We start from the raw sequence: 13,952 nt of genomic DNA, 5'->3' as shown, positions 1-13,952 counted from the left end.
AAAACGAAAAACCATTCTATATTTGCACTCGCAATAACGCATTAAGTGTTGTTATTGGAGAGTTGGCAGAGTGGTCGAATGCGGCAGTCTTGAAAACTGTTGAGGGTCACACCTCCGGGGGTTCGAATCCCTCACTCTCCGCTGAAAGGGATTCTATTATTTAGAATCTCTTTTTTTGTATAAATAAGTAAGTTTTCTTCCTTCATTTTCAAATGGTTACTCGAAAATAAATCCATCATTGTATGGGTTCGATAAATACCATTTTCATAGTATAAATTGCTGTCGAACACTATGTTTACAAATTCTCTTTTCTGTAAAGTATTAGCTTTAGAATAAACAAACTTCATATCTGTTAATTGATTCAGATTCTTTTCTAAGATTTTAAAAGCAACTTGTTGATCAGTACTATATCTCTCTATTGCCCCCTTTAATGTCATAATTTCATCATTGTAACTAGAAAACCAACGTTGATAAGTATCCTTACTTACTTCGTTTTTAATCCATTTTTCTTCTACCGAAAATAACTTCTCTTGAACTGCTAGTAATTGATTTTGTTTTTCAACAACCTTTTTTCTATTGTTTGACAACTCGATTTCAAGTGATTTATTCGTTTCAGACTTAATTTTATTGAGTTGAATAGATGATAAACTCATCAGCTCACAAATCTGTAAAAATTGATGATGAGCTTTTATAGCACTAATGTTGTTGTGTCGTGAATGTCTGCATTTATAATAGTAAAAATATTTTCCTGATTTCCCTCTCGACGGTGCTCCTGATAATGGTGTCCCACAATGGCATTTTAATATCCCTCGTAGAGGAAGTTCATCATCTATGACTACACGCTGTTTAGTTGGATTTTTAAATTTTTCTTGAACCATCACCCATGAAGCTTTATCGATGATTGGTTCATGGATCGCATCAAATAATCCCCCAGGATAATTTTTATAGGCTTCTACTTTTAATAATCCTGCGTAAACAGGATTTTTCAGAACACGTTCAATCGCCATATTTCCTTTGGTGATGAAACCAAGGTTTCTAGCTTCTTCTTTTATCAAATAAAGTGGCGTGTTTTTAAGAAATGCATCATAAATATGTCGAACAATTTTAGCTTCTGTTTCTTCTACAATTAGTTTTCGTTCTTTTCGTTCACCAATTTTCCTGTAGCCAAATGGAGCATTTTTAAAAACAAATCGTCCCTCTTTCGCTTTAGCAGTATAAATACCGCCTTTTACTTTTATACTTCGATTAATGTTGTCTTCTTCGGCTAGAAGTAATTGTAAACCTGCTCTGAAAAAACTACCAGGCGTGTCGTAATCGAAGATTATTCCTTCTGTAACACTTACAACTTGAATGTTGTATTTTTTCTGAAATAATTTCACCATACTCATCGCTTCACCTGCATCGCGACTAAAACGATCCAGTTGGTCGACAAGAAGATAATCAACAGTTTTGTAGTGTTTCTTAATAAAGTCTTTGAGTTTAATAAAATCTGGACGATCAAATGTGCGAGCACTTTTACCACGATCAATAAAAGTGTCTATTAATTTAACTTCATTAAATTCTAACCATTGATCAGTATAAAGTTCTTGTCGTTCTATTGAACCATTACTCTGTCCGAGCTGACTAAACCTAAGGTATCTTATTGCTCTTTTCATAGTATTCCTTTAAAGTGGTAGATAAAATGATCTCTATAATCAAATTTACAACTTTTTCTTCCTTCTTAGCTTGTCTTTTTTGATTTACATCGATATTATCTTTTTGATTATCAGATATTTTTAAATATTCATCACCTTTCTTCATCATCTTACTCTTTAATATTCATAAAGTTTTTAAACATTTGAATCGTTTAATAAAAAGTAGTTCTAAATGGTGAAGTAGCTATAAATAGGCATTTATTGGAGCTATATGTCAGGTATTGGTTTTGATTAACTTAGGAATTAATCAAGAGGTTAGTTTTGTAATTTGGAGAGGTCTTACAAAAAAATAGTAGACTAGCTAAAATGTATTTTTTGATGTATCTTCTTCGACAATCCTTCGACCTTTGTTCGACTGATGTTCGACAAAACATACTTTTTCTCGAACCATTGTCGAATGACACTCGAACAAACTCAGAGGAAATCGACTATTTTGTCTTAAAAAAAAATAGACGACAAAACAAGATTTATACCTTATTGTGTAAAAACAAAAAACTAGCTTAAAATACTTAGCGAGGTTATCACTATTATCAGTGATTGATTTTATATAACTTATTTAATATTTTTTTTTATGAAACTTTAGTTATAATGAAATTATACTTTAATTAGCATTATTTAATATTTATATTTGAATGATTTTTTTCAATATATAATATTCATTTATAAATTAAGAGCTATGATTTATTATCACTTTACTAATAATTTTCTCAATCAAATAAAATATGACGAAACGATTACAAAAGTTTTAGATAATTTTTTTGATGTAAATCAATATAAAAATAATATTAATGGTATTGGTAAAGTAGATTCTTTTACAAAAAGTATATATGTTTTCCGAAGCAAAAACCCTTTTTTTGAGGCAATTATTGAAGAAAAACAAATTGATGATAAAAATTTAAATAGAATTGTAGTATATTTTATTAGAGCATTAAAAAATCCAAAAAATACACTTCAAGATTATGTAGATATTAGGGATGGTAAATGGATTGAAAAAAATCCGTTTAACAACGAAGATTTAAATGATTTTTTACATAGTTATAATGATATTTCTAAAGTTAAAACTAAAATAGAAACCATCCCAGAAGAAATAATTGCTTGGCAAAATGATTATAAATTAAAAGTAGATTATGATATTTATGAACATTATAATTGGGTAAGTTATGCAATAAATAATACAACAAAAGAGGGTTTAAGGGTTGAAGATTCAAAAATATTTCAAAATATTTTTAAAAAGATAAGTAAAGATAATTATGGAGATATACTTCATATTACAGATGGCTCAACATATTATAAACTAGAAGATTATGAATATAACGTATTGTTATTTTATATTAATATACAGGTAAATGGTAGATCTATAATTCTAATTTTTGGAGGAGGTAATACTCATCTACAGAAAGATTATTTAGATAAAATTGAATTGGAATTTAATAGTTTATTTAATATTGATTTAAATACTATATTAAATATTAGTCAAATTAGTTTAAAAGCCTATCCAAGTTGGGTACTTAAGGATGAAGATTTATGGATGAAAATTCAAAAAAATAGTGAGTTTGGTAACCTATCTTTACTTCCTGAACAAACAGAATTTTTAGAAAAATTTAGATTTCCAAAATATATAAATGGACAAGCTGGTAGTGGTAAATCAACTATACTTTATTATTTGTTTTCAAATATCTATTATTATAAATGCGCAGGTGAAATAAAAGGAGAGTTAATTTTCCTAACTGAGAATGAAAATTTATTAACACATACGATTAATTCTATCTATGATCTAATTACAAATAATCCTGAATTTCAATTATCACAAAATGATACCGATTTAATAAATCTGAAAAAGAATTTTAACTCATTTAAAGAATTTTTAAAATCTTTTTTAGTTTATAAAGATGATTTTAGTGATGATTTGTATTTAGACTTTTCTATATTTAAGAAAAGATACGAAGACTCAGCAATTAGTTTAAATATTAAAAAGAAATTTTCAGCTGAGTTAGTTTGGTTTGTTATTACAACTTATATCTATGGATTTGATAAAGTAAATAAAATAACATCTGAAAATTTTGATCTCTTAATGCCTAAAGAAGGTAAAGAAATAATTAATATTGATGATTTTAAAACAATTGAAAATGAAATTTTAAAGCCGTTTTATGATAAATTAATCAACGAAAATGGTTATTGGACAAAATTATCATTAATTAAGTACCTTGAAAATAATGATCTAGTTAATAAAAAATATGAAGTCATCTTTTGTGATGAGGCACAAGATTTTACTAAGGTTGAATTAGAGTTTATTAATTCTATTTCCTTATATAATGATTACAATCTTGAAAATGTAGTTCAATATCCGATTGTATTTGCTGGTGATGCCTTACAAACTGTAAATCCTACAGGTTTTAAATCACAAGTTTTAACCTCAATGATTTATAAAAGTTTGACAGATCCAAAAGTAGGATTTAAATTAGATTCTTCAGATTTAGTATTCACTCCAAAATATAATTATAGATCCTCTAAGGCGATTGTTGATTTAGCAAATATCATTCAAACTTGGCGTAAAGTGAAATTAAATGAGGAAATTTCTAATTTACAAAAGTCAAAAAGAAATGACTCTTATCAAAATCAGAATTTAGTTGTTTTTGTTGATATTGATGAATTTCAAAATTCAACTGAAATAATTAACAAAGTTGAATATAAAACGATTATTGTTCCCGTAAACAATAATGAAATAGAAGAATATATTCTTAAATATCCTATTTTAAAAAAATTTAAAAATATTATTTCACCTATTGATGCTAAAGGATTAGATTTCTCAGAAGTAGTAATTTTTGGTTTTGGTGATTATACAATTGATTCTAATTTGGGTTTATATGAAGAAAAGTTTTTCTTTAATAAGTTATATGTTTCAGTAACAAGATCAAGAGATGAATTAATAATTATAGATTCTTTAAAAAGTAAAGAGGTTTTTTGGTCTTCTCTAATAAATAATTATTCTATATATATTGATAAAGAAAATAATGACCCTATAAATGCTTCATTTGATGATTATATTATTTCAAATAGTAATTCAATTATTCAAAGTAAAGAATACATAGTTGAAGAAGATGCTATTCAACAAAAAGAAATTGGTGATTTGAATAAAAATATTCCTATTTTAAGGATTGCTTCAAATCATTTTTACAAAATAGATAATTTAAAAGAATATTATTATTGTTTAGGAATTATTGAAGAAATTAGTGAAAATTATTCTAAAGCATCAGAGTATTTCTTTAATAAAGAATTAGCAAATGATGATTCAGCTAAGAAGAGAGGATTGATGTCTTTATGGAATTCAAATGAATATAACGAAATATTAGAATATAAACACTTAAAAAATAATTTTAAAAGATTAATTGATTGCATATCCTATGTAATTATTGAAAAGCAAAATTTATTTGATGAAAATGATTTAGAAATTATTGAAAAATATCAAAGAGAATTATATGAGATTAAAGATAAGTCAATTAATAAAAAAACATTAATTAATCTATTTATTTTTAACATAAAGAACAATTTTGATAATGATATAGTTGTAAGGTCATTTCAGATTTTAATCGATCAATTTAAGAGTGATGTTATTTTAGATGATATAAAAAATTTAGATAGTGTATTTTATGACAAAAAACTTTATAGCCAGGTTATTAATTTAAATTCAAATTTTAATATTGATAACCCATATTATTATTTTTCTAGAGCTGAGTTATCAAAAAGAAAGAGGAAACACGAAGATTATATAGTTAATCTAGGTAAAATTATTTATGGTGATTTTATTAAAAATAAAGGGTTTGAAAGTTTTATTAATGAGAATGATATTGCACAACAAATTTTAGATTATTATAGAGACAATGATTTAGAAGAATTAGAATATAACGATTTATATTTTAATATTTATATCGTAGTAAGTCAATTATATTGTGAAGAAACTATAGAGGATTCTACCTTAAAACTTATTGAAAATGATTTTAAAAATGAAAAAAGAGATTTAGAATTATTATCTTTTTATTACTATTTATTGTGTGAAGATTGTTTTGATAATATTATTTACAATAAAGCATTATTTCTATGGAAAAAATTATTTTTAGAATTAAATGAGAATAACTTAGATAATCTAAATATAGAATATAAAATTTTATGTGAATTAAAGAATTATCCTTACTCACCTTTTACAATAGAAGAAGATGCAAATAGTAATAATATTTTAACGGAAATCAAGGTTGAAAACTTTAAACAATTTAACAATCTAGAAATTAGGGATTTAGGTCAATTTAATTTAATTGTAGGTGACAATAATATAGGAAAGACTACAGCTTTAGAAATGTTTTTAATTAATGAAAATGAGTCTGAAACATATAATCGTTTATTGCATTCTTATATTGAAAGATCTAAATTAATACCTGATAGAATTACTGATTCAGAAAGGGATGATTATATTTTTAATGTAAATAGTGATTTCCTTAATACGTTCTACACATATAACTCAGATAGCAATCCATTAATTACCTTTTTTAAAGGTAAGTGCGTTCATAAAATAATTTTAAATATAAAGAAGACTGAAAACTTTATCACTGGATATAATCTTTATAAATTTTCTAAAGAGAAAAAATACAATTCTCAATTAGAGTTAGTGAATACTTTAAATTCTCCATTATATTCTTTCGGAAAAGGTTATGGTAATGATTTAGGGAAGGCTTTTGATAAGTATATAAAAGAAGCTAGACTTGAAAACATTTTCAAACAAAATCTTTCACTATTTATCAATGATATTGAAGATGTTTATTTAAATAGTAATGGTGAAATTAGAATTAGGATCATTAATGAAGATATTGATAAACCTTTATACAGTTTTGGTGATGGTGCGAATAAACTATTTAGAATACTAATGTTGTTAACTATACATAAAGGTAAAACTATTTTAATAGATGAGATAGATTCAGGAATTCATTTTAGTAGATTTCAAAAGTTTTGGGAAATAATTATAGAAGTAGCTTTAAAAGATAATACACAAATAATTTCTACAACTCATAATATTGAATGTTTAGAATATTTAGTTGAAGCTTTAAAAAATATTGACAACGTTAGAGAAAAGGCAAGAGTTATAAAAATTTCAAGAACAAATAGATTAAAATCAGTTACATACGATTTTAATAATTTTAATCTAGCAATTGAAGATAATATTGAAATACGAGGTTAATTATGAAAAAAATATTCTGTGAAGGTATTGGAGATCAAATTTTTATTGCTGATTTCATTGAATATCATTTTGATATTATTTTTCAAAGAGATTACAATAAAAAAAATGATAAAATAAGAGTTCATAATGCTGAAATTGAAATAATATCTATAGATGGTTGCTCAAAAATTAGAAAACAGATTTATAAAGAACAATTTATAGATAATACGGAGAAAGGTGGTGTAAATATTGTTGTTTTTGATGCAGATTATAAAAATATTGGAAATGGTAATAATGGTTTTCAAAGTTGTTGTCAGAAATTGGATGATTTAAAAAAAGAATTAACTTTTGAGTATTTTCTTTGGCCAAATCATGAAAATGATGGTTATTTAGAAGATGTTCAAAAAAATATGATACCTAAATCAAAATTACCAATTATAAATTGTATGGACTCTCATTTTAGTTGTTTAGATAGTTTGAGAGGAGAACATAATTTGCTTGAATTTGGTGATAAAGCTAAAATTTCAATATATCTACATTATTGTCAAAAGAATAGTATACCTTCTTTAGTAAGATACAACGAAGAGGAGTATTGGAATTTAAATGTAGAAGAAAATGACTCACTTTTTAGATTTAAAAATTTTTTAAATGAAAAATTAGAATTAATTAAAGAAAATGAATTAGTGTAGATTTTATTTTGATGGATGTAGTTTTTGATTCCAAAAAAGCAATTAAATTAACAAATAACTATAATTTAATTAATTAATTATAAAAAGTAGACTTATACCAAGAGGAACTACAAAAACACCTTATTAAAGGTGTTTTTATATTTTAATTTAATGTATATATATTATAAAAATTGATTAAGCTTCTTTATATATTTTTGCAAAATCTTTTAAAGCATTTATGATCTTTGGATTATTAACACTAATTGCTTTACCTGTTGAAGAATCTTTTTTTATAACTTCATAAGGCATATTTTCTTCTTTATGTAGTCTTTCAAGTTCTTTTTGTAATGCTTTTGCAAATCCTGTATCGATTCTATTTTGAGGCTCTAATAGTTCTCGATTATCTACTTGAAGTAATTCTCCAATTTTGTTTAATTTATCACTACTTGGTTGATAATTATTAGAATTCCATTGACTAACAGTTGTATAATCAACATTTACCCATAGTGACAATAAGCGAGATGAAATACCCTTTTCACTTGTAATACTCTTTATTCTATTTAGATTCTTTTTTTTAGGCATAAAAATTATAGATAAAATAGTTTGTGTTATACACAAACTTTATTTATATTTGTTTCAGTTAAAATAAAATAGCGACAAATTGATTTACTAATTTTAGTATTTCTTTAAATGATGTCACTCATGAAAGAAAACCGCAAAAATCCGAATGAGTTGATATGGGTTCGCCAATTTCTATTAGATTTTACTATTTTTGTAATATATCTAATAGGGCGGACTTCATGTTAGACTTTTTCGGAACCATAATACTCTTATGGATGGCTCTTTGCGGTGCCACTTTCAAAAGCTTTGAAGTTCGTCCTTATTATTTAGTGTAGACTTCAACTCTATAGAGAAGACATCGTTCCATAAAACCCAGCACAAAATGAGAACGAAACAATTTCCATTCCTCCGTAAAAAACCGCCAGACAAAGTCTGTTGGTATTACTAATTCTTTTAAAGAACAATACTCCGTTTTTATAACATTTTTAAAACACGGATCGTAAAGCAAAGGGCTATCCTTTCTTTACACGCTCTCTATCGCAGCCTCAGTATTGAGACTTTGACAGCATTTGTTTTATCTTTTTTATTCGCACATTAAAAGTAAAACCTTTATTGACATTTTCCAAATTTATTGGGGCTACTACCTACTTTAAGTTGTAAGCAATAAGTATAGTTGAAATGACTAAGATTCATTTTAAGTTGTGAAAACCTAAAAACTTACAATAAATCAAAACTATTATAGTAAAACCCATTATTATGCTAGAAAAAGAATTTGAATTATTAAAAAAAGGTAATTCTACTGCTTTGGAACGTATTTATATCAGATATAATAAACGAATCTTTTGGTTTGGTAAACAAATAATTAAGGATGAATTTGTAGTGGAGTGTTTGTTACAAGATGTGTTTCTGAAACTTTGGGAATATCGAGAGAAGATAGAGTCCTCTGATCATATCTTTTTCTTTTTGAGATTTGTAATGAAATACAGTTGCTATTCTCATTATGCTAAACCGAAGAATAAGTTTTTTAGAACTGTGAATTCATTAGAGAACTATGAGAATTATCAAAGTTATTTAGCTGGATATGATCCCGCTGATGTAATAGAAAATCTGAACGAACAAGAAAGGCAACAGCACTATTTTGATCAAATTATAAAAGTATTACCCTTATTAAGTACTGAAAGAAAACATTTGATAGAACTCTGTTTAAAACATGGATTTCAGTATAAAGCGATTGCTCATGTAATGGGAAGAGGAATCACCGAAACAAGTAATGAAATTAAAAGTGCTATTGAAGATCTTAAGAAGATTTTAAGTCATCAAGATAAGTTAATTATTAAAACCAAAACAGTCTCTACAGAAGAGAAGCAAGAAAAGATGACAAAAACACAATCGTTGATTTTACAACTTCGATGCGAGCATAAACAATCTTTTGCAAACATCGCAGAAGAATTAGAACTGTCTCAAAAAGAAGTACACAATGAGTTTATAGTCGCCTATAAATTTACTCAACAAAATAAAGTTCAATCCCTAAACTATTGATGATGGAGAAATCTACTTTAATACTCACTCGAAAAATACAGTTAATTGTTGATTTACCTACCCAAGAAGAACGTCAAGAGGTTTTGGAAATACTTTATAAATGGAGAAACAGGTGTTATAGAGCCGCTAATTTGATCGTTTCTCATTTGTATATACAAGGGATGGTGAAAGAGTTTTTGTATCTTTCAGAAGGGGTTATACACAAGTTGGTTGATGAAAAGAAAGATGAAGCAGGAATTTTACAACGTTCGCGAATAAATACCACTTATCGTGTGATATCAGATCGTTTTAAGGGTGAAATTCCGATGAATATATTATCGTGTTTAAATAGTAGACTCCAGAGTACTTTTAACAAAGATTATCAAGAATATTGGAGAGGAGAAGCTTCTTTAAAAAACTTCAAACGGGATATGGCATTTCCTTTTGGATTAGAAGGCATTAGCAAATTATCTTATCATCCCGAGAAAAAAAGTTTTTGTTTTCGATTGTTTCAACTTCCATTCAAAACCTATTTAGGAAGAGATTTTACAGATAACAAAAAACTATTGGAACAAGTAATAAATGATGAAGTTAAACTTTGTACGTCGCAAATAAAAATAGAAAAAGGTAAAATATTTTGGTTAGCTGTTGTAGAAATTGTAAAAGAAAACCATCAATTACAACCCGAAAGGATAGCAGAAGTGTCCTTATCATTAGAATATCCATTGGTTGTAAAAGTAGGTAAATCTAGACTTTCCATCGGAACCAAAGAAGAATTTTTATATAGAAGATTAGCGATACAAGCGTCTCGTAAACGAATGCAAGCAGGAGTAACCTATGCTAAATCGGGCAAAGGAAGAACGAGAAAACTAAAAGCTCTCGAAAAAATGAGTCAATTAGAACGTAATTACGTACATAATCGATTACATGTTTACAGTAGAAGGTTAATCGATTTTTGTATCAATAATAAAGCAGGAACACTTATATTATTGGATCAAGAAGAAAAGATGGAGCTAGCCAAAGAAGAAGAATTTGTACTGAGGAATTGGAGTTATTATGAACTGATGACCAAAATAAAATACAAAGCTGACAAAGCAGGAATTGAGCTTATTATAGCATAAATTATAATTTTTGAGGGTGATTGAGGTTGATTACGAACACTCACTAAATGTAAACAACATATACAACGGCTTACTTATCGTTCTTTCACCAATATATAATAGCAGGATACTCCCAACATGAAGGCAGGATAAAGGCAACATAGTGACAGTAGAATGTATGTTAAATATTTTGTAGTCCTGTGATCTAGAATTTTTTTATTTAAAAAGACAATTCGAAGATTTTTAAAAAAAAACTTGGCTACAACTCCTACGTTAACTTTGGAAATGAATTTAAATAAATGAATTTTGAACATTATAAAAATTTTGTTTGTCTATGTTTAACCTTGATTGGGTAAATAATAGAAATTCAAATCTTAAAACACTATAATTTTGAGGGTGATTGTACACCCATAAGGTGAGGTTTGTAATAAACACTCACTAAATGTAAATTACATATACAACGCGTGGGTTCACTTACTTTCATCAATAATTAATAGCAGATACTCTTTGATGTTAAAAGCAAGATAATGAGAACGTATATTTGTCTGAAATTCGTATTTCGGAATTGGAGTTCGTTTATAACAAAGTGAATTTGTGAGAAAACATTTTTCATCTATCTATATTCAACTTAAAATAAAAAAATTAATAGAATTTCAATCCTCAAAACACTTTAATTTTCATCCGCTATTTTCTCGGCTTATTAAAGAGTTTTTATCGGATAGGTGAAAGCATAACATCTGTCATCCTTTCAATGGCTGTCACAGCCAACTTTATTAAATATTATGGATTATTCACTTTCATAAGTGATTTGATTAAAAAGGATAGATTTTCAATCAAAAGAAATAAAAAGGCAGCTAAGTTTGAAAGGACTCCTGCGCTATAGCCAGCCAAAAGCTTACGGCATAATGAAACAGAAAAACAAAAATAAAGTTATTTTTTCTGTTTCACCCTTTGGGACTTAATCCGTTTCCTTTTGTCTCTGCACTGTCCTTTCCGATTTACTGCTTTCTTTTTCTCCTTTTTCTTTTGAAAACTAAATCTAAATAAAGATTTAGTTATTTTCAATTTCTTGTATATACATATAGTAAAATGCTTTTACATAAAAGCGTACAATTGTAATTACGTATTGATGTAAATATGTACATATTTAAACCCGTTGTGCATTTTAAATGATTTGAATTTTTAGGTTGTTAATATTTCGATTAAAGTATGTTTTATTAATGTACTGAATCACTGTTAGTGCAGTAATTTTAGCTAGAATTCTGGTTTTAAACCCCTCAAAAGTCTTTGCATAATTACGTCTAATCATAAATTGATCGCATAGTTGAGAAAATAAAGTTTCAATTCTTTTTCGATACTTTTTGAATGTATAAAACTGAGGTTTGTAATCTTTTTGATTGGATCTTTTCGGTGTTTCTAATTGTATATTAACTTCATTAAATAAGTCAATTTGAATTGTTTGCGACAAATACCCTTTGTCCCCAAGTAGCACACAATCTGATAGTTGAGATTTTATATCTTTCAAAAAATGAATATCATGAACAGATGCGGGACTAATATCAATACTCTGGAAAACACCAGTTAAAGAACAAGCAGCATGAAGTTTATAGCCATAAAAAGACATTTGCTGAGAAGCACAAAAACCTCTATTTGGTGTACTATACTGATGTTCTTTGCAAATTTTTGAGCGATTAATTCTTGCTATTTTACACACTTCCAACGGCATACTATCAACGATAAAACAATTTTCAAATTCATTAAATTCTTTCGCTAATTTGAGTCGAATACTATTAATTTGCTCTGATAATATACGTTTTCTACGATTGTAAATACTACGCTCAATTTTACAACTTAGCGCTTTAGGAAGATTTCGAAATAAATGATTTTCACTATCAATACCCATAAATTCAGCTGTTAAAACAAGACTTATGAGTTCTAAATCAAAAAGTTTAGGTCTTCTACGTTGATAAATTAAAAGTGTATCTGTTGATATTTTTCGTAGAACTTCCAATATTCTTTCGTAATTTGCAAGTAAGTTGTTCATTGTGAGTGTCTTGTGGTTAAAACAATTTACTGATTTTCAATCAAATGAACAACTTGATTCTTTATTAATCAAAATGCACAACGGGTATATTTAAGTAAACATATATCCACTTGCTACTTTAAAAGCGTATTTAACTATCTATAAACATAATTCAATAGTGTTGTATTTCTTTTATACTATATATTCTGATTTTCTAACAGATTTGCAATCTTCATTTCTAAATGGTAGCATTTGGAATTTAGTGACATAATTTGTCTTATAATCAATTCCTCATAGATACCTTACTTTGTAAAACAATCATAAAGAGCTTAATGCAGTATCCAAAAACTTATTTTTTTTTACAAAGTATTTTTTTTTAGAACGATTATTTTGTAGCGAATGGTCAAATTAAAATGTATTCATTTATACAATTATTTGGAAACATATAAATGTTTTGGAAAAAGCAAGCGGGAGTTGGGCAGAGCCCTACTCGCTTGCCTCTTTACTGCGTTACAGAGGATTTTCGTATACCAGAGGTATACTTTTGACCATATAAGCCCTTTATAATCACAAAAATGGTATACTACGAGGTATACATAAAGAAAAGATGAAGTTGATTTAGAAAATTAAGAAGATGAAGCAGAACAATACCAATAGCATTCGTTATTCAAAAGAAACAGATGAAAAATTAGAGAAGCTGGCTGAAAATTTAAGACGAAGCAAAAAAGAATTGTTTTGTCAGATGGTGGATTATTTTTATCGATGTAAAAAAGATCCTTCAGACACTGGAGATGAAATCTTGAAGAAAGAACTTTCTTCAGGAATCAGTCGTATTATAGCTTTTATTCGACAGCAAGAAAAAGATTTCTTATTGCCTTTGTTTTCTGATACTGCTATTCTAAAAAATGCTTCACATAATCAAAAAGAGTTGTTAGAAAAAATAGAACAGTATTTAGTAGAAGAAACTAAACAAACTTCAATACTTACGAAACAAAATCTACAGATCACAAATGCATTAAAATATTTAATGTCAAAACAGAAAGAAAAACAAGTTCTCAAAGAACAATTTATTCAATTATTAGATAATTATATCTACAAGCGAGAAGAAATGGGTTGGACAACTTCAGGATTAAAAAAAGAAGAGCTTGTAAATCGTATAAAACAATCACTTAAAAATCTATAAAG

The 13,952-nt window shown here is 27.0% G+C and carries 9 protein-coding genes and 1 tRNA gene; 6 read left to right on the top strand and 4 right to left on the bottom strand.

Annotated features, from left to right (window positions below; all coding sequences use genetic code 11):
* The first annotated feature begins 56 nt into the window (after nt 1-56).
* Nucleotides 57-141 (top strand) — tRNA-Ser (locus tag RSC72_RS06600).
* On the opposite strand, the gene RSC72_RS06595 is transcribed toward RSC72_RS06600, so the two are convergent.
* Together RSC72_RS06595 and RSC72_RS06590 are read right to left on the bottom strand one after the other, a co-directional pair.
* Nucleotides 132-1,655 carry a recombinase family protein gene (locus RSC72_RS06595; protein WP_332543704.1) on the bottom strand — a complete coding sequence of 508 codons (1,524 nt, stop codon included), beginning with the start codon at nt 1,653-1,655 and terminating at the stop codon, nt 132-134. The genes RSC72_RS06600 and RSC72_RS06595 overlap by 10 nt on opposite strands.
* Nucleotides 1,630-1,803 carry a hypothetical protein gene (locus tag RSC72_RS06590; protein ID WP_019977057.1) on the bottom strand — a complete coding sequence of 58 codons (174 nt, stop codon included), beginning with the start codon at nt 1,801-1,803 and terminating at the stop codon, nt 1,630-1,632. Before RSC72_RS06590 ends, RSC72_RS06595 begins: the two co-directional genes overlap by 26 nt.
* Before the next feature lie 1,209 nt (nt 1,804-3,012).
* Between RSC72_RS06590 and RSC72_RS06585 the strand changes: the two genes are divergently transcribed.
* On the top strand, nt 3,013-6,918 hold the full coding sequence (locus RSC72_RS06585; RefSeq protein WP_332578453.1) for an AAA family ATPase: 3,906 nt from the start codon (nt 3,013-3,015) through the stop codon (nt 6,916-6,918).
* A gap of 2 nt (nt 6,919-6,920) precedes the next feature.
* Nucleotides 6,921-7,586 carry a DUF3226 domain-containing protein gene (locus RSC72_RS06580; protein ID WP_332543706.1) on the top strand — a complete coding sequence of 222 codons (666 nt, stop codon included), beginning with the start codon at nt 6,921-6,923 and terminating at the stop codon, nt 7,584-7,586.
* Between the two features lie 174 nt (nt 7,587-7,760).
* On the opposite strand, the gene RSC72_RS06575 is transcribed toward RSC72_RS06580, so the two are convergent.
* Nucleotides 7,761-8,147: a helix-turn-helix domain-containing protein gene (locus tag RSC72_RS06575; RefSeq protein ID WP_332543707.1), complete on the bottom strand. Its 387-nt coding sequence runs from the start codon at nt 8,145-8,147 to the stop codon at nt 7,761-7,763.
* Between the two features lie 735 nt (nt 8,148-8,882).
* On the opposite strand from RSC72_RS06575, the gene RSC72_RS06570 reads away from it, so the two are divergent.
* The gene (locus RSC72_RS06570) at nt 8,883-9,665 is read left to right on the top strand and encodes an RNA polymerase sigma factor (RefSeq protein ID WP_332543708.1); all 783 of its coding nucleotides are present in this window, start codon (nt 8,883-8,885) and stop codon (nt 9,663-9,665) included.
* 2 nt (nt 9,666-9,667) lie between these two features.
* Nucleotides 9,668-10,765, top strand: a complete 1,098-nt coding sequence (locus RSC72_RS06565) for a hypothetical protein (protein ID WP_332543709.1) — start codon at nt 9,668-9,670, stop codon at nt 10,763-10,765.
* Between the two features lie 1,144 nt (nt 10,766-11,909).
* On the opposite strand, the gene RSC72_RS06560 is transcribed toward RSC72_RS06565, so the two are convergent.
* Nucleotides 11,910-12,788, bottom strand: coding sequence for an IS982 family transposase (locus RSC72_RS06560; protein WP_332543710.1), 879 nt, complete (start codon nt 12,786-12,788; stop codon nt 11,910-11,912).
* A gap of 613 nt (nt 12,789-13,401) precedes the next feature.
* Between RSC72_RS06560 and RSC72_RS06555 the strand changes: the two genes are divergently transcribed.
* Entirely contained in the window at nt 13,402-13,950 is a 549-nt protein-coding gene (locus tag RSC72_RS06555) for a BfmA/BtgA family mobilization protein (RefSeq protein ID WP_332543711.1), read from the top strand.
* Nucleotides 13,951-13,952 lie beyond the last annotated feature (2 nt).

The organism is Algoriella sp. (genome assembly GCF_036647415.1).
Lineage (GTDB): Bacteria > Bacteroidota > Bacteroidia > Flavobacteriales > Weeksellaceae > Empedobacter.
The sequence above is the reverse complement of the archived record's forward strand: the minus strand, read 5'-3'. Positions and strand labels throughout refer to the sequence as shown.

What these genes read in the sequence shown, in the direction of transcription:
- RSC72_RS06595 (WP_332543704.1), bottom strand. Translation starts at nt 1,655, where the DNA reads ATGAAAAGAGCAATAAGATACCTTAGGTTTAGTCAGCTCGGACAGAGT.
- RSC72_RS06590 (WP_019977057.1), bottom strand. Translation starts at nt 1,803, where the DNA reads ATGATGAAGAAAGGTGATGAATATTTAAAAATATCTGATAATCAAAAA.
- RSC72_RS06580 (WP_332543706.1), top strand. Translation starts at nt 6,921, where the DNA reads ATGAAAAAAATATTCTGTGAAGGTATTGGAGATCAAATTTTTATTGCT.
- RSC72_RS06575 (WP_332543707.1), bottom strand. Translation starts at nt 8,147, where the DNA reads ATGCCTAAAAAAAAGAATCTAAATAGAATAAAGAGTATTACAAGTGAA.
- RSC72_RS06570 (WP_332543708.1), top strand. Translation starts at nt 8,883, where the DNA reads ATGCTAGAAAAAGAATTTGAATTATTAAAAAAAGGTAATTCTACTGCT.
- RSC72_RS06565 (WP_332543709.1), top strand. Translation starts at nt 9,668, where the DNA reads ATGGAGAAATCTACTTTAATACTCACTCGAAAAATACAGTTAATTGTT.
- RSC72_RS06560 (WP_332543710.1), bottom strand. Translation starts at nt 12,788, where the DNA reads ATGAACAACTTACTTGCAAATTACGAAAGAATATTGGAAGTTCTACGA.
- RSC72_RS06555 (WP_332543711.1), top strand. Translation starts at nt 13,402, where the DNA reads ATGAAGCAGAACAATACCAATAGCATTCGTTATTCAAAAGAAACAGAT.